At 43.2% G+C, this 17,384-nt stretch carries 15 protein-coding genes; 5 read left to right on the forward strand and 10 right to left on the reverse strand.

Translation table 11 applies throughout. The annotated features are described in order from the left end of the window. Positions 1–11 precede the first annotated feature (11 nt). From SIO70_RS25560 to SIO70_RS25575, 4 genes are all read left to right on the forward strand, one after another. The gene (locus SIO70_RS25560; RefSeq protein WP_320575563.1) at positions 12–599 is read left to right on the forward strand and encodes an RNA polymerase sigma-70 factor; all 588 of its coding nucleotides are present in this window, start codon (positions 12–14) and stop codon (positions 597–599) included. A gap of 306 nt (positions 600–905) precedes the next feature. After that, the gene (locus tag SIO70_RS25565) at positions 906–2,972 is read left to right on the forward strand and encodes a cellulase family glycosylhydrolase (protein ID WP_320575564.1); all 2,067 of its coding nucleotides are present in this window, start codon (positions 906–908) and stop codon (positions 2,970–2,972) included. A gap of 293 nt (positions 2,973–3,265) precedes the next feature. Beyond that, positions 3,266–3,397, forward strand: coding sequence for a hypothetical protein (locus tag SIO70_RS25570; protein WP_320575566.1), 132 nt, complete (start codon positions 3,266–3,268; stop codon positions 3,395–3,397). A 10-nt stretch (positions 3,398–3,407) separates the two neighbouring features. Next, on the forward strand, positions 3,408–5,768 hold the full coding sequence (locus SIO70_RS25575; protein ID WP_320575568.1) for an ABC transporter permease: 2,361 nt from the start codon (positions 3,408–3,410) through the stop codon (positions 5,766–5,768). Here the strand turns inward: SIO70_RS25575 and SIO70_RS25580 are convergent. The 3 genes from SIO70_RS25580 to SIO70_RS25590 are packed head-to-tail and all read right to left on the reverse strand — an operon-like array spanning position 5,765 to position 9,160. Beyond that, positions 5,765–6,232 carry a hypothetical protein gene (locus SIO70_RS25580; RefSeq protein WP_320575570.1) on the reverse strand — a complete coding sequence of 156 codons (468 nt, stop codon included), beginning with the start codon at positions 6,230–6,232 and terminating at the stop codon, positions 5,765–5,767. The two genes, SIO70_RS25575 and SIO70_RS25580, sit on opposite strands and share 4 nt — an antisense overlap. 40 nt (positions 6,233–6,272) lie before the next feature. Beyond that, positions 6,273–8,717: a phosphoenolpyruvate synthase gene (ppsA, locus tag SIO70_RS25585; RefSeq protein ID WP_320575572.1), complete on the reverse strand. Its 2,445-nt coding sequence runs from the start codon at positions 8,715–8,717 to the stop codon at positions 6,273–6,275. Then, positions 8,714–9,160: a MarR family winged helix-turn-helix transcriptional regulator gene (locus SIO70_RS25590; RefSeq protein ID WP_320575575.1), complete on the reverse strand. Its 447-nt coding sequence runs from the start codon at positions 9,158–9,160 to the stop codon at positions 8,714–8,716. Before SIO70_RS25590 ends, ppsA begins: the two co-directional genes overlap by 4 nt. A gap of 89 nt (positions 9,161–9,249) precedes the next feature. Here SIO70_RS25590 and SIO70_RS25595 point away from each other — a divergent pair, with 89 nt between their 5' ends. Further along, on the forward strand, positions 9,250–9,930 hold the full coding sequence (locus SIO70_RS25595; protein WP_320575577.1) for a hypothetical protein: 681 nt from the start codon (positions 9,250–9,252) through the stop codon (positions 9,928–9,930). Positions 9,931–10,116: 186 nt separating this feature from the next. Here the strand turns inward: SIO70_RS25595 and SIO70_RS25600 are convergent, their stop codons facing one another. Genes SIO70_RS25600 through SIO70_RS25630 form a run of 7 tightly spaced genes read right to left on the reverse strand, consistent with a single transcriptional unit; the run spans position 10,117 to position 17,380 of the window. Continuing rightward, positions 10,117–11,313 carry a TlpA disulfide reductase family protein gene (locus tag SIO70_RS25600; protein WP_320575579.1) on the reverse strand — a complete coding sequence of 399 codons (1,197 nt, stop codon included), beginning with the start codon at positions 11,311–11,313 and terminating at the stop codon, positions 10,117–10,119. Between the two features lie 9 nt (positions 11,314–11,322). Continuing rightward, a complete protein-coding gene (locus SIO70_RS25605) occupies positions 11,323–12,474 on the reverse strand; it encodes a TlpA disulfide reductase family protein (protein WP_320575581.1) in 1,152 nt (383 codons plus the stop codon). A 5-nt stretch (positions 12,475–12,479) separates the two neighbouring features. Then, positions 12,480–13,364, reverse strand: coding sequence for a serine protease (locus tag SIO70_RS25610; RefSeq protein ID WP_320575584.1), 885 nt, complete (start codon positions 13,362–13,364; stop codon positions 12,480–12,482). Between the two features lie 6 nt (positions 13,365–13,370). Continuing rightward, on the reverse strand, positions 13,371–14,483 hold the full coding sequence (locus SIO70_RS25615) for a TlpA disulfide reductase family protein (protein WP_320575585.1): 1,113 nt from the start codon (positions 14,481–14,483) through the stop codon (positions 13,371–13,373). A gap of 5 nt (positions 14,484–14,488) precedes the next feature. Then, on the reverse strand, positions 14,489–14,986 hold the full coding sequence (locus SIO70_RS25620; RefSeq protein WP_320575588.1) for a TlpA disulfide reductase family protein: 498 nt from the start codon (positions 14,984–14,986) through the stop codon (positions 14,489–14,491). Positions 14,987–14,988: 2 nt separating this feature from the next. Further along, the gene (locus SIO70_RS25625; protein ID WP_320575589.1) at positions 14,989–16,023 is read right to left on the reverse strand and encodes a DUF1735 domain-containing protein; all 1,035 of its coding nucleotides are present in this window, start codon (positions 16,021–16,023) and stop codon (positions 14,989–14,991) included. Continuing rightward, positions 16,010–17,380 carry a RagB/SusD family nutrient uptake outer membrane protein gene (locus SIO70_RS25630; RefSeq protein ID WP_320575591.1) on the reverse strand — a complete coding sequence of 457 codons (1,371 nt, stop codon included), beginning with the start codon at positions 17,378–17,380 and terminating at the stop codon, positions 16,010–16,012. The genes SIO70_RS25625 and SIO70_RS25630 overlap by 14 nt, the downstream gene beginning before the upstream one ends. Positions 17,381–17,384 lie beyond the last annotated feature (4 nt).

Below are 17,384 nucleotides of genomic sequence, written 5' to 3' on the forward strand. Positions count from 1 at the left end.
ACACTACCAGCTTGGCAAAACCTGATATTGAACTAGCATTATTACCAGACCAACAATTGCTACAGCTGCTTGCGGCGGGGAGCCAGGCGAGCTATACCGTTATTTATGAGAGATATAGTGAAATACTGTTCAGGCATGCATATAATATGTTGGAAGACCGGGCTGAGGCAGAGGATGTGATACAGGAAGTGTTTCTCATGCTTTGGACAAAAAGAGCCGGGGCTGCAGGGGCAAAATCACTTTCTGGCTATTTATATACCAGCGTTCGTAATCGGATATTAAATCATCTTACACACCAGAAGGTCGTAGACAAATACCTGGATAGTATTCGAACTTATATGGAAGCAGGCAGTTATACCGCCGATGAATTGCTGCGCGAGAAAGAGCTGGCGGCAGTGATAGAGAGAGAAATAGAGGCGATGCCGCCTAAGATGAGAGAGATATTTTTGATGAGTCGTGAGCAGGAGTTATCACATAAGTCTATCGGAGAGTTGTTGAATATTTCTGATAAAACGGTGAAGCAGCAGGTGTATAAGGCGGTGAAACAATTAAAGGGGAGAGTAGAAAATTTTTTGAAGGTGATTCCTATATTTTTTTAAAATCATTTTTTAGTAGCTCTATTCTTAAGGAATATACGTTTACAATATTGGGTTTAAATCTTTTCCATTGCCCCTCTCATTTCCTTCTATCCTTAATATAATCAATCACTTACATACTTTATCCCACCAACCCTTCTCCCCTATCAAAATTTTTCTATATTTGACCTGATAAACCTATGCGGCTTTTTCTTTCCCTATCACTTAAAAGCCGCATAAACACTGTACCAGGGCATATCCTATATAGGTTTTTCTTCCCATATCATTAAAAACCATAACAGATAGCCCTTATCCATCAAAATAACCTAAATGAAAAGAACAATCATCTTTTTGGTTAACCTGCTCCTCGCAGCTTTCGCCTACGCACAAACACCCGTATCCCTCAATGGCCAGTTGAAAGTAACCGGCACCAAACTCTGTAATCAGAACGGTTACCCAATTCAACTCAGAGGCATGAGTACCCACGGCATCCAATGGTACGCCGGCTGTATCACCGACGCCTCCCTGGATACCCTCAAAAGCGACTGGGGTGCAGACATCGTACGTATCGCCATGTACGTACAGGAAGGTGGTTACGAAACCAATCCCTCCTACTACACCTCCCTCGTTAAAAGCTATGTAGACAAAGTCACCGCCCGTGGCCTTTACGCCCTCATCGACTTCCACATCCTGACTCCCGGTGATCCAAATTATAACACCGACAGAGCCAAAACCTTCTTCACCGACATTGCCAATACCTACAAAAACTACAACAACGTTTTGTATGAAATATGCAATGAACCAAACGGTGTGACCTGGGCTACCATCAAGAACTACGCTGATCAGATCATTCCTCTCATCAGAGGTATCGACAATGACGCTGTCATTTGCGTAGGAACCAGAGGATGGTCTTCATTAGGCCTCTCCGAAGGTAGCACGGCCCAGGAGATCCTCGACAACCCACTCAGCTATGCCAATGTGATGTATAGCTTTCACTTCTATGCAAAAAGCCACCAGGATTATTACATCAATCACCTGGACTGGGCATCTGACCGCCTGCCGGTTTTCGTGACCGAATTCGGTACACAGGAAGCCTCCGGCGATGGCGCCAATGACCTCACCATGAGTCAACGTTATATAGACCTGTGCAAAAGCAAAAAAATCAGCTGGACGAACTGGAACTTCAGTGACAACCCTTACAGTGGCGCCGTATGGAACAGTGGTACCTGCTCAGGTAATACCTGGACCACCAGCCAACTCAAAGAAGCCGGTGTTTTTATCCGTAATAACATGCGTACTCCGGATGATTTCGGATCCACCAACAATGGTACGAATATCGCCCTCGGCAAAACTGTGACCGTATCCTCTACAGAAAGCTCTACTACCTCCCTCGTTGGTGCCAACGCTGTAGATGGTAGTTACACCACCCGCTGGTCTTCTACCCTCTATGCCGATCCGCAGTGGATCACGGTAGACCTGGGTAGCTCCTACATTGTTTCTGAGGTGAAACTGACCTGGGAAGCCGCTTATGCAAAAGACTACCTTGTACAAGTATCTGCTGATAATGCCAACTGGACCACGGTAAAATCAATTGCAGGAAATACCAGTTTAACCAACGATCACACTGGCTTATCCGCCACTGGCAGATATGTACGCATCTATGGTACTGCCCGCGGTTCTGCTTATGGATATTCATTATATGAACTGGAAGTGTATGGCACGAATGCTACCAATCCTAACCTGGCATTGAACAAAACAACCGCTACCTCTTCTGTAGAAACCACTGGCCTGGAAGGCAATTATGCAGTAGATGGCAGTACAGCTACCCGCTGGTCTTCTACCCTCTATGCCGATCCTCAATGGATCACGGTAGACCTTGGCAGCAGCTATACCATTGGTGAAGTTAAACTGACCTGGGAAGCCGCTTATGCAAAAGACTACCTTGTACAGGTTTCTGCTGATAATACCAACTGGACCACGGTAAAATCAGTTGCAGGAAATACCAGTTTAACCAACAATCACACCGGCTTATCCGTCACCGGCAGATATGTACGCATCTATGGTACTGCCCGCGGTTCTGCCTATGGATATTCATTATATGAACTGGAAGTGTATAGTGGCAGCAGCAGCACGCTAAAAACAGTGGCGACCAACAGTAAGTTGCAGGATATTATTTTATACCCTGTTCCTGCTCACGATCAGTTAACGATCACATTGCCTGCCAGTGAACAAAAAACTTATATCAGTATGGGTGATATGAGTGGTACAAAGTATCGCACCGTCACCACTACTGACAGGATCTATAATATGAATATTGCCAAACTACCTGCCGGCGTATATTTCATCATGATCCAACAGGGTGATCAAAGAACTATCAAAAAGATAGTAAAGCAATAAACAAAAGGGCCACGCAAATTGCGTGGCCCTTTTGTTACTTCAATTCTGCAATTTTCAATTTTGCATAATCAATATCTTCCAGCCCGAAACCTTCACCAATAGGCATTTCGATAGCGTTCTCAAACGCGGGGTACAACATGACCCTAAAATATAAAAATATGTATCATTATTGTACACTATTTGTCCGCAACCGGACAAATCCCCTGCCAACTTCGGACATAATGAATTAATTTTAAACCATTTATAATCCGGCATTGCCTTTGAATCGAACCGTACAGACTGAATAATTTCGCATGATCAGGATAGATTGGTGGATCTTTGCAGGCGCAGGTGTACTGGTCATAATTATTTCTATGATCACCACCGGCTATCATGCCTATAAAGCGACATTAACAAATCCCGTAAAGAGTCTCAAAGCAGAATAAATCATTTACTATGTTTAAAAGTTACTTCATTATAGCCTACAGGAACCTGCTACGGAGCAAATCCTTTTCCCTGATCAATATTATAGGGTTAGTATTGGGCATTGGATGCTGTATGCTGATTTGTTTATGGATCTATAATGAAGTCAGCTATGACAAATTTCATAAGAACAAAGACTATCTATACCAGGCATGGAACAGAGGTACCTTTGATAATAAACTGCAATGCTGGAATGTGGTACCTAAACCGTTAGCTGCAGCGCTGAAGGATGAATATGCAGGTATAAAAAATACCTGCCGTACAGATATCCGCTGGTTTGTCACAGCTGTAGGCGAGAAGAAACTTTCTACAAAGGCTCTTGTGGTAGATCCGTCCTTTTTATCTATGTTCAGTTTCCCACTGGTAAAAGGAAATCCGGAGACAGTGCTGAATGATGTTTTATCGATTGTGATTACAGAGAAGATGGCTAAGAAAATGTTTGGTACAGCAGATCCGATGGACCAGATAATCACAATCAATAAGGATCAGTTCAAAGTGACGGGTGTTTTAAAAGATCTTCCTTTAAACAGTACATTCAATTTTGAATACCTGCTCCCATGGAAGTACTATGCCTATTTATCAGGCAATGAAGATGCTTCCTGGACAAATAACTCCGTGAATGTATTCGTTCAACTTACACCCAATACCACAGCGGCTGCTATCAATCAACAAATCAGGAATGTCACAAATAAACATACTGGTAACAAAGAAGAGACAGAAGTTTTCCTGCATCCCATGAGTAAGTGGCATTTGTATTCCAACTTTGAAAACGGGGTGATATCAGGTGGCCGTATTGAGATAGTCAGATTGTTTGGTATCATTGGCAGTTTTATATTGCTGATTGCATGTATCAATTTTATGAACCTGAGTACGGCACGTAGTGAAAAGCGGGCGAAAGAAGTAGGTATTCGTAAAGCAGTCGGTGCACAGAAAAAATCACTCATCCTGCAGTTCCTGCTGGAATCACTTTTGGTAGTGACCATTGCTGGCATATTAGCGCTCATAGCAGTAGTCCTCTTGTTGCCGGTCTTCAATTTGCTCATCAATCAGGAACTTGTATTACCGTATAGCAATTGGATATTCTGGGCGACACTTGTAGGTTTCATCCTACTGACCGGCTTACTGGCGGGCAGTTACCCGGCATTTTTTCTTTCTTCATTTCATCCTGCCGGCATCTTCAGACGAAGTTTCAAAAAAGGTCATGGCACGATCAATCACCGTAAGGTACTGGTGGTATTGCAGTTCTGTACTGCCATCACGCTCATTATATCTACAGTGATTGTAGTGCGTCAGTTACAACACGCACGTAACAGGAATGCAGGGTTTTCAGGAGATCTGTTGATGTATCACTGGAATAACCCAACACTCAATAATAATTTTGGTGCCCTGAAAAATGAGCTGTTATCTGCGGGTATTGTGACCTCCGTGACCCGTACAGCCTCATTACTGACAGAGCCGTTCAGTTCATCGACCTCCGTAAAGTGGAGAGGAAAAGATCCTAATGACAATACTGATTTTGAACGCGGCGCACAGGATGAAGGATTGATCACCACAGCAGGTTTACAACTGCTACAGGGGCGGGACCTAGACCTGGCAAAGTATCCGGCTGATTCAACGGCTGTGATCATCAATGAATCGGCGATGAAGGCCATGGGGTTTACCCATCCTATTGGCAAAGTGGTGCATGAATTCGAAACGGATTATCATGTAGTAGGTGTATTTGGTGATTATATATTTGGCTCTCCTTATGAGCATACGCATCCGATGATCATTGTGGGTGCAAAGAATATGTTTTTCAATGTTATTCATATGAAGCTGGCAGCGGGAGGAGATGTTGTGAAACAGGTGCAGGCAATAGAAAAACTCTTTAATAAATATAATCCGGATTATCCGTTTGAATACCATTTTGTGAACAAGGATTATGAATTGAAATTCGTGGATATGGCTATTGTGGCGCGTTTAACTACCTTATTTGCTGTGCTGACAGTACTGATATCCTGTCTTGGCTTGTTTGGACTGGCAAGCTATATGGCAGAAGAGCGGATTAAGGAAATTGGTATTCGCAAGGTACTGGGCGCTTCGGTCGTGAGGATTATTAGTTTGCTGACGAAGGATTTCCTGGTACTGGTAGGCGTTGCGCTCATAATAGCGGCCCCTATAGCATGGTATGCCATGCACCAGTGGTTGCAACGATATGCTTACAGAACGATGATCGATTGGTGGGTGTTTGTAGCAACAGGGGTAATGGTGATATTGATTTCCCTGCTCACCACAGGCTACCATGCCTGCAAAGCAGCGCTGATGAATCCTGTTAAAAGCCTGAAGTCGGATTAATATAATGTAAGAATGATCCTTTCTTCTTTGTTGAACAGGAAAGTATCTCCTTCTTTTTTACCGTGTAGCAGTTTTGCCAAAGGTGATAAAGGAGAAAGGAAAAATACGGTCTCTTCATTGATAGTTTGTTTACCTAAGCCTGCGGCAATGAAGAAGGATTGACCTTTACATTTGATAAAGGAGCCCGGTTGAGCAGTGGTGTAGATTTTTTCTGTGCTTATTTTTTGCAGTCTGTCCAGTTCCAGCTTGTTTTCTTCCTGCCGGCGGGTGTGCATGTCTTTTTCAAGGTGCCCCATGGCACGGCCGGTTTCATATTTATCTCCTGCAGAGCTTTTTTCTTCATTGTTGGCAGCTTCCTGCGCATTGGCAATCATTTGTTTGGCCAATTCGATACGCTTATTGATTAATGCCAGCCCTGTGTTTTTTAGATTGGTTTTAAAGGCAATCATCTCCTGACTTGTCATAAGTATTGTATTTATGCTGCTTTGAAGGCTATTTTATTTTTTATAGATTTATTATAAACCCATCTGTTCCATTCACCCTGATCCAGTCTCCATCTTTTATCAGTTTGGTAGCACCTGCTACCCCTACCACTGCCGGCAATCCATATTCCCGCGCTATTACAGCACCATGTGTCATCAAGCCTCCCACTTCGGTCACCAGACCTTTGATAGACACGAACAATGGAGTCCAGCTGGGGTCTGTAAAGGTAGTGACTAAGATATCGCCTTCTTCCAGGTTTGCCTCTTCCATATTTAAAATAACCCTCGCCCTGCCCTCAATGATACCTGCAGAAACAGGTAATCCAATGATCGCATTGGCAGGAATATTTTCTCTTTTATAAGAACCGGTAATGACCTCACCATCTGAGGTGATAACCCGTGGAGGTGTCAGCTTTTTAAATGATTTGAATTCCTGCTTTCTTGTGTGGATGAGTTGTTCATCCACTTGTTGCGCACGTACCGCTTCGCGCAATTCATCAAAAGTGAGATAGAAAATATCTTCTTTTTCACGAAAAAGCTTTGCTGTTTCTTTCAGGATCGCTTGTTTATAAATATAATAACGACAGACCTTCCCATATTTTGGATATTCCCTAAAACCTAAAAAGTTCCTGATCAGGCTAATTTTCTCCTTCGTTTCTGCCCGTTGTTCATCATTCAAAAGAGCCAGTATTTCCCTTTCTTTATTCTCCGCCTCCTGTAATCCTTTCTGAAACTTACGCACGCGCTCACCAGGAGCAAAATTTCGGATATTACTTAGGATTGCAGGATAAAGCATTGAGGGGTTTTCACCCCACCGGGTTCTCGTAATATCAATTTCTCCCACACACCGCATCCCGTATTTTTCGAGGTAATCATCTATCGCTTTTGAAGGTGGCATTTCCCCCTGTTGTAATAATTTAATCATTTCGGGGAAAGGACGGATCGCATCCGCAACATCTAATAGGTCCAATCCCATCTCGGAAGTGATATTATTAGGAACAGATTGAGAAATGATATCAGCCACCCCTTTTTCACCCAGCCATTCGTATATTTTTTCATTCACCCAGCTGCAGGCGTCCATAGCAGCCATGATGACAGCTAAGCCTTGCTGGTTAAAGAGGTACTTCTTTAAATCCTGTAGATCCTTTTCAATAAAATCAAACAATGCTACGCCGGTTTTATCCTGGATATTCTGTTTTAATTCGTTGATAGAAGCCTGCGTCGCTTTAATTAATTCAGCCACAATAGCCGGATCATTTTCAACTGGCGATTGTGAGCGGGGTGGTGTAGTATCTGGTAATGATTGTATAAACCCTTCTCTGTCAACCACAGTCTGAAGCGCATCTCTGAATAATGGATCTAATTTCCCAAAGGTATTTATCAATCTTTCTCTACCCGATGGCTGTGCCAATTGCAGGGCGACGTCAATGAACAGGCGGCCTCCAGCAGTGCACATACGGGCAGGCGTTGTCATTAAGAAAAAAGATAAACCTAATGGCTTCATGGCATCTGTCATCATTTGATTATGACCGACGGAGAGGTAAACATGGTTTTCATCGTCATTGGCTACAGGCAGCGGAAATAAGGTAGTAATAGGCCTGCTCTGCACGATATAAAAGGAGCCATTCGCCAGACACCATTCAATATCCTGAGGTTTGCCAAAATAAGCCTCAATTTTACGCCCAAGATCATTTAGTGACAATACCTCTTCCGAAGTCAAAGCAGGCGAATTCTGGCGGTCTATTTCAATTTCCTGCGTTATTGTGCCGCCTTTATCAGCTGCAACTATTTCCAGTTGTTTGCCCGATATTTTTTCATCAATGATCTGCCTGCCCCTTACTTTATAATTATCCGCATTTACCAGCCCTCCTACCAAAGCCTCTCCTAACCCAAAACCCGCATCGATAGATACCACCTTCCTGTTTCCATTCACGGGGTCTGCTGTAAACATAATTCCCGATGCCTCCGGAAAGACCATTTTCTGAATAATAACAGAGAGGTACACCTTAGTATGATCATATCCGTGTTGCTCCCGATAAATCACCGCCCTGTCAGTAAACAGCGAAGCCCAGCATTTACTGATATTCTTTACAATATCCTCTTTTCTAATATTCAGATACGTATCCTGCTGCCCCGCAAATGAAGCTGTTGGCAGATCTTCTGCAGTAGCACTGGATCGTACGGCATAAGTTTCGTCTTCATTTAATGTGGCAATCACCGCTACAATCTGCTCAGGAACAGGCACACTTTCAATAGCAGCCCTGATCCTGGCACATGATCCGGAAATATCATCCTGATCAATCCGTATCCCTACTTTTTTAATAATGTCTTTATACACATCTGTCGTAATACAAAAACCAGCTGGTACCTGTATTCCGTCTATTCTGGTCAGTTCTCCCAGGTTCGCACCTTTGCCTCCAACTAATGGCAATTTAGTATGATCAATTTCCTGAAAGTTCAGTATCATAATTTATTAGTTGTTTCATTCATGATGTCGATGGCTACAGAAAAGTACTTCTCCAATACCTTCAGCTCCTTATTTGAAAAGGAAGCAATCAGTTTTTCTGACTGGCCACGAAATTCTTTATATAAAGGCTCCAACAAGGCCATGATCTTTTTAGTATCCGGTACGATGATCACCTTTCTCCGGTCATCTTCGGCAAATTGCCTTTTTACCAGCTTCTTCTTTTCCAGCCTGTCTATTAATCCGGTTATAGCCCCAGTGGTCAAACCGGTGAGGGTTGAAAGCTCCCCCGCTGTCATTTGCCCCTTCTGCATCAAAAACCCCAGGTATTTATGGTCAGTACCTGATAACCCTGCCTTTCGGCCAATGGCTTCGTGCATTTGAATAGAAGTGTAGGCGTATAACTGGCTTAACCGCCTGATCTGGGTGATGAACTCGGTGCCCATATATATCTTATTGAATAAATATCTTAGTCAGTAAGATAATAATTTTATAAATAAATATTGTATTTTTCGAACAAACCTATGCCTCAGCAATGAATTACGAAATCATCAGGGACGAAGCTGTATTGCGCGCATTTATAGACTGGCTGCCAGTACTGGAAGAAAGTGAAGTATACTATGTGTCATTACTTGCCAGAAGCAAATATTCTGATATAATCAAGTCAGATAAGCAACAATTGAAACGGTTCACCAGCCGGAAAGAAGATCTCTTTACCAAGATATGGCAACTGGAATGCCCCATTGGTGCTTACACACAAAAAGGTGAACCTATCCCACAGGAAGCCCTTGCTATCTACATTACCCCGAATCCAAGGAGTATGCACGATGCCATGTTCAGTTCTCTTGTTACACTGGCCAGGACAATTCAACATAAAAATATGTCGGCAAATCCTCATCAGGAAGTGATGAATGAAATTCAAAAATCCAAAGGCAGGAGCTGTTTTGTGGATTTTGATTTTGACTATAAAGATGAAAACTTCGGAGAGGCGTTAAAACGTAATATTTATGAGCGGGTAGGCCAATCGGCCAAAGTACAGTTCGTAGAAACGAGAGGAGGATTTCATGTATTGGTGGATCCGACTTCAGTTGAGGAGCCATTTAAGAAAAGATGGTACCAAAGCATCACTAAATTGCCCCATGTAGATCAGGCGGGCGATCAGTTGATTCCTATTCCGGGATGTACGCAGGGAGGATTTATGCCGATCTTGTTTTAACGAAAATAAAATCAGTTTCAGAAAAGGGCCCGTCTCAAAACTTCGAGACGGGCCCTTTTTATTCGGGTACCAGATGGAGAGAATTTTCGTACATGCAATTCTCATGGCCTTCCTGTTACTTATGATACATTCCCTTTATTCGGGTACCTAAAGAGATAAGTAGTCTTTTAGTAATTCTGAAGAGGTTTATTCATTTTTGATACTTCCACCTCTACTTAAAGTAATCATTTCTACCAATTCATTCACCGCCTCCTCATCTGTCCCATTAGACCCCTTCATGCTAAATCGTAAATATCCCTCTTTATCAATGATAAATTTAGCGGGTATACCATCCACCCCATACTGCTTCACTACAGCATCTTTCTCATCACGCAATACCCTGAATGCATACTGTTTCCTCCCCAAAAAGTCTTTAATAGCAGGCCCTACATCCTTGGTATACTCCCACGTATCTATAAAAAGAAAAACAACGGATGTATCTGCCACATATTTATTGACCACCTTCTGCATGGCCGGAAACGAGGCTTTGCATGGCACACACCAGGTAGCCCAGAAGTCCAGCACCACTACCCTGCCTACATAATCTTCCAGTCTGACCACCTTTCCTTCCAGATCTTTTAGTTCAAACACAGGGGCTTTCTGCTTTACAGTCGATCGCCTGATGCTATCACTAAACTCATAGGCTATCCGGCTCTTAACGCCAGATAAATAGGTATCAAACCCCAATGTATCTGCACCATGCAATGCAATATAAGCCTGCTTCATTTTCTGCTCTACTACCTGCCCTCCTGCCCTCGCTTTCAACACCGCCGTATACGTATCCAATGCTTCCTTATATCTTGCTGCACGTACCAGCATATCCCCTTTCAACCGCATCAGACCAGGTCTGTTCTTCTCTGAACTATATCCCATTTTGTCAGTTAACCACTGAATCGCCTCCTCATACTTCTCCTGCTTCTCCAATGCACCCGTCAACAATACCAATGAAGACGCAAGAATGGAAGCTGGCGTCACCCCATTTCCCTGGTCATTCAGGTACCTCGCCGCCGTATCCACCGCCAATTTTGCAAATCGCTCTGTATTCGGAAGGTCACTGACTTTTTCAAATGACCTTGCTATTCTGAAAAACTGGTTACACTTTTCAGGCCCGTATTGCAACTGACGGACATACTCATCGACCTTTGCAAGATTATTTTCAAATGCAAATTCAGCCGCTATATAAGACCTGATATCATCCAGCTTACTGATGCTGAAACTATCATGCAACTCACTTTTATAGACAGAATCCATCATCCTGCCATTCGAAAGCTGATAGATATTAGAAAGCTGCGCACAAAGGTCTACAGGCATTCCCAACAGGAATAATAAAAGAAAATATCGCATCTTTATTGGTTAACTTTTCCCAAATAGTTCTTCCAGCTTTTGTTCCAGTTCCTCGCCCCGCAGGTTCTTCGCCACTATCTTCCCGGAAGGATCCAGCAGGAAGTTTGCAGGTATCGCCTGCAGGTTATACATCATCGCAACAGGACTCGACCAACCAGCCAGGTCTGATAACTGCACCCATGGCAATCCATCTTTCTCTATTGCCTTCAGCCATTTCTCTTTGCCATCATTCCCTTCATCCAGCGAGAACCCTACTACCGTAAAGTTCTTTTCCCTGAATCTATCATAAGCCTTTACTACATTGGGATTTTCATGACGACAAGGCACACACCAGCTGGCCCAGAAATCGACCAGCACATACTTTCCCCTAAAGCTTTTCAGCGAAACATTTTCTCCTGAAGTATTCTGCGCTGTAAATTCAGGCGCCTCTCCACCTATATCCAATACCGTCGCCTTCTTAATCATTCTTGCAAATAACTGCCCCTGCGCAGACGATTTCAGTGAAGGATCCAGCATATCAAAACCTGCTGCCGCTTTATCCATCTTTGTAGCAGGATCAAAATATGACCGCAATGAAAGCAATGACACCAGCGACTTTGGATGTCGGGTCACAAAACCCAATACGGCGCTATCCAGTTGCGCAGCCACCGCTTCATAACGCATTCTTACCACCCCCACTTCCAGCGAATCATCCGTACCATTAGCCGCTGCATACTGTTGCTCCAATACCGCTACCTTCTTTTGAATAGGTGCCAGCAGATCTACTAACTCCTGTTGATCATCATTCAGTGCTGTACCACCTATCCTGGCATGCTTTAACGAATCAACAGCTGTCACCTTCACTGTTCCGTTTTCCAGGTATACCGGTACATTATCTCCCATCCCTATACTTTGCGGCATAATACCTCCATGTGTTACATACAGAAATGCTTTCTGTTTCATGGGGCTCGTTCCTGTTATTGTAAATGTTCCGTTTACTACATCCACCGTATCAAATACCATCTTACCCGGCAACATATGCATCAACACTGCCTTATTATTTTTCTCTGCTGCGAGTTTTTTGATAGCACCTTCCAGTCTGAACGCTTGTGGATCCTGTGCTTTCAGCACTCCCGGCACCATTGCACAAGCAACCAGCATATATTTTAAACCCCTGTTCATTTGAATTATTTTGTCATGATTGAATAAATAGATCTTACGGGAATAGTCTGCTTCACTACCATCTGCAAATCCTGCCGCTGGCTGCTAAAAATAGAATGCGTACTTGATACAACCCCCACCAATCCGCCAAATTCATTGACGACTGGACCTCCACTAGAACCAATGGCATAGTCAGCAGTGATATCCATTCTTTCTGTATTGGCACCGAATTCCTCATACTTTGCATTCCGGGCGACCTGTCCTGCTGAAAAGTAATATGGAAATCCTTCAGGATTAGATAGCAAATAAACCGGGGCACCTACAGGCGCTTCATTGCCCAATGTGATGGGATGTATTTTAACCCCATGGTTATTTTTGATCGTAAACAGGGCCAGATCCGCGTTTTCATCATAACTCAACACTTTGTCTATGCTAAATGCATTGCCATTTACATCAGACAAAAACAGGGTGCTATCCATTTCATAAAACCCGGGAGTCTTCTTAAACAACATTTCAAATACATGATGATTGGTTACCATGGTTCCCTCTTCATTAATCGGAAATGCGGTCGCTGAAATAGCAATCCCTTCTATATTCTTATCTGTCTTTCTGAAAAACTTCCAGATCACAAATACCTGGTCATTTAATTGTTTTGCTACTTCTACAGCTGTCATTGGTTTGCGCGCTTTGGCCCGTCCATATTTCACGGTCACTTTTTGTGACGGAACGACATTGACCGCTTGTGCCCATAGTTCCCTGAACCCTTTCATTCCTCCCTGCTCCATTTCTGCTCTCGCATTTGTATATACTAAATTTTTGAACTTTTCATCATCGCGGAATCGCATGGTATCCTGCGCACACAATGAACCTGCTCTCAACAACAGTCCTACTAACAATAACTTTCTAAACATGAATGATTAATTTAAAATTGCAGTCAATTGTTTTTCCAACTCCTCTCCCCTGAGATTCAGTGCTATGATTTTCCCCGTAGGATCTAACAGAAAATTTGTAGGCAATGCCGTTATACCATACAGTTTAGCAATTGATGTGTTAGGGTCTATATAATCAACCAGGTTTGTCCAGGTATACTGGTCTTTTTCTACCGCTTTCTTCCAGTCAGCGGCCTCCTTATCTACCGAGAAACTGATGATTTCAAATTTCTTACTCCTGAACTTTTCATAACTACTCACAAGGTTCGGGCTCTCTCTGCGACAAGGGCCGCACCAGCTGGCCCAGAAATCAAGCAATACATATTTCCCTCTGAAATCTGATAAATGCTTTTCAGTTCCCAACAGATCTTTGGCAGCAAAATCAGGCGCGGTTTTACCAATACCCAGTTTAAATACATTTTCAATAGACTCTTTATATATCTCCCCGGATGAGGAAGCCTTTACGGAGTCAGACATCGCATTATACAGGCTGGATGCCAGTTCTACATTATCAGTGGGATTAAAATTATTCTTCAATGCATGCATCGCCACCAGTGAGTTAGGATGTGACTGGATAAATCCAACCAGGTTGGTTTGCAGTAATACATCCAGTTGCTTATAATCATCCATCAGTTGCATCCGCTTTACAGAATCTGGTTCGTTCTTAAATTTCTCAACAATACCCGCCTGTAATTCTTTCAGGTTACCAACACTTTTTACCATTTCCTGCTGGTCCTTATTAAGCTGTGAACCACCTACCTTTGCATGCGTTAATGAGTCAGGTGATGTTATTTCTATCACCCCATCTTCGAGATAAATAGCGACCTGGTCGGAGATCCTTCCTGAATTCACCCTCTCACCACCCTGCCGCATAAAAATGTTTACCCGTTGTTTCAGGTCCACTGACCCTGACAAAGTGAATTCATTATTCTTCACTTCGGCAGAATCTGTCTGTATGTATCTATTCCTATACATAATAAATACCTTCGCCGGCTCTTTTACATGGCCCAGCTTTCCTTTGATTACAAAATGCTGCTGTGCCTTTGCCATGCCAAAGGAACCCGCCAGCAATAATAACAGCATACTTACTTTACACCTCATACCTTTTATTTAAGTTTTTTTAAGAAAGTAATGGTTTGTTCATTCGACGGACGTGTCATTGAAAACTGCATGATGTTCCCTTTTTTATCCAGCAGTATAAATCGTGGGATCCGGTCTATCCGGAAGGTCTTTACAAACATTGTATCACTGGCCCACCATTGTACCCCTCCATTCATCCCATATCCATTCATCCCTCCCTTCCAGCGGTATTCCTGCTCGTCTATTGATATACTAACCACTTCTATCTTCCGTGGATCGACTACGTGTTCCAGCTCTTTAAGAAAGGGATATTCCTTACGACATGGATAACACCAGGAAGCCCAAATGTCCAGGTATATATATTTCCCTTCGAACTCCTGTAATGAATGTTGCACGCCGGCGGTATCTGCAAACTTGTACTGATAAGCATCCAGTGTTGCAGCATAAGCCACTGTATCTTTCAACTCCTGCCCTTTCACGCCATTACACCACAACAGACCTAGTACGATAAATATTCTTTTCATAATTATTGAAAAATGTAAAAACTAAACAACGCATAAGATGTCACCCCTTTTCTGGCGGGTGCGCTTAAAGGATCATTCGAATCTGTCACCAGCTTTACCCCCATGAGGTAAAAGGTACCTGGCTTAAATGCGGAATAGTTACTGAATGATACTGTGAGACTATCTTTGCTGTACAAAGTATTGGGGGCTACAGTCGCACTGGATTTCGTAATTGCATAAGTACCCTCGGGGAACCGTTCGTAGGTCGTATATGCTGCTGCTGAAAAAGCAGTGATGAGTGAATCGCTAACGTCTGTCACTGCATAGGCATGCAATTCATCAGAAGGATAACTCACCCCTGCCGCCACACTTATGTTAAGGGAAGCCGGACCAATAGGCTGACCGGAGGCATCTTTCGAAAGGTATAACCCCCAGTACTGGCTACCATTTCGTGCGTAGGGATAACTATACCCGAAACTGGAGCCTCCATTAATATAAAGATTCACCGGTGAAATGGTCACCATCATTTTGAAGAACACGATAGATGTAGAAATCTGTCCTCCATTATTAGCAGTCAGTCTGACCGGAACCAGGTAGAGGGTGCTGTCTTTCAGTTTTGATGCATCATTTAATGTGATGTACAGCGAATCTGTAGCCGTAATTTCACCGGCAGCAATCCGGTAGCTTCCGTTAAATGATGGCAGAAAAGCAGTTGCACTAATGGAAGGATTGGTTTCATTGTATAATGTATTGTAAGAAGCAATGAGCGAGGTATCAATAGTAGCCGTCACCACCGTCTCTCCCGAAGCTTTGCCTGTCAGGGACACCGGAAATCCGCGGTAAGTCAGCGTTTTTTCTCCTGACGTTACTCCATTTAAAATTATAGCGTTACCTGTCTCTATATAGGAATATTTGTAGGATCCTAATTCCCTTGCCAGCTCAGTCAGCGCATCATCTTTCTTCGTACAGGACACCAGTATTAATAATAATATTGCGACACCATATCTTTTCATAAATACATGCTGAATTTTGATGAGATAAAATTTATTGTCTGACATTCTGCACCATATTAGGATTGTTGGCCAGTACTGTTTGCGTAAATGGCATTACGTACCTGCCGGACAAAGGTGGTAAGGTGGCTATCACCGTACTGTCATCCTGCTTCCTGGTCAGGGTAACCTGCGTATTGGTATTCACATTGAAGCGCTTCAGATCGAATAGGCGTAACCCACCACGTACAAACAACTCACGACGGCGTTCTCTCAATACATAACTCAAAGCAGTATCTGCATTACCCGTTGTTAAAGCCACATAAGACCTGATCCTTTTAGCAGCCAGCGTATTGACAAGGGTTACAGCTCCGGTAGCATCTCCTTTACGGGCCAGGCATTCAGCTTTTGTCAGCATTACTTCGGGAACGCTTACGCTGAAGTCAGAAAACAAGGTAGTGGCACCATTGTAAGTAGACGTTCTGTAATAATATCCACTGAGCCGGGTATTATACCTTCCATCATAGTAAGACAGTAAGGAATAGAGGGAGGAACTTAGCTGGAAAGAATAATTAGACAGTGAATAGAAATTCCGCTCATATGCCACCTTGGCCATGAGGATTTCAGGGTTTGTGCGCAGGTCTATCAACTGTGTGGGACCTGAATAACTTGATGAAATATCCATGAGGGAACCAGCCAATGCCAATGAAGAATCTGCATATAATAATGCGGAATCAAAAGCAGCCTTATAGAGATAAGCACGAGACAATAGTGCATAGCCTGCGGCCTTTCCGGGATGGATAATATTACGGCCCATACCTGACAGATAAGGGTTATTCACCGCCTGTCGCAAATCAGTGATCACTTTGTCATACACCTCTTGTACAGTTGCCCTGGATGGCTTGGCAGATGCATCTGGTGACAGCACTAAAGGCACTGCCAGATCAGTTGTTGCGGTCGCACTGTTATATCCGGCCCCGTAAATATTCGCCAGTTGTAAATAATAGTAGCTTCGCTGAATGAGCGCCTGTGAGATCACATTACTCCGGTTCTCCACGGTATTAACAGAATCCTGTGGTGCGGAACCAACCCTGCTCATGATAATATTCATTTGCAGAATACGGGTATAAGAGCTGTTATACATGTAATCTTCATCAGCAGGATTCCATATCACATTGCTCCACAGGTAAGTGCGGGTATAAAAATTATCCTGCCCGCTCAATTCCACATCTGTCAAACGCACATCATCACTCATCAGATCAGACAGCATATAATTGCCAATAGCCAGTGAGTCTGAATTCAACATCTCCTGGAAGTCAGCTATAGTCGTAGGATTAACAGTCTGTGTAGATGGATTCACATCAAGGAATTTTTTACAACCGGTGAACACAATTACCATCAGTAAAAAACAAATCAACTTATTCATTGCC

The sequence above is a fragment of the Chitinophaga sancti genome, assembly GCF_034087045.1.
In the GTDB taxonomy this organism is placed as follows: Bacteria; Bacteroidota; Bacteroidia; order Chitinophagales; family Chitinophagaceae; genus Chitinophaga; species Chitinophaga sancti_B.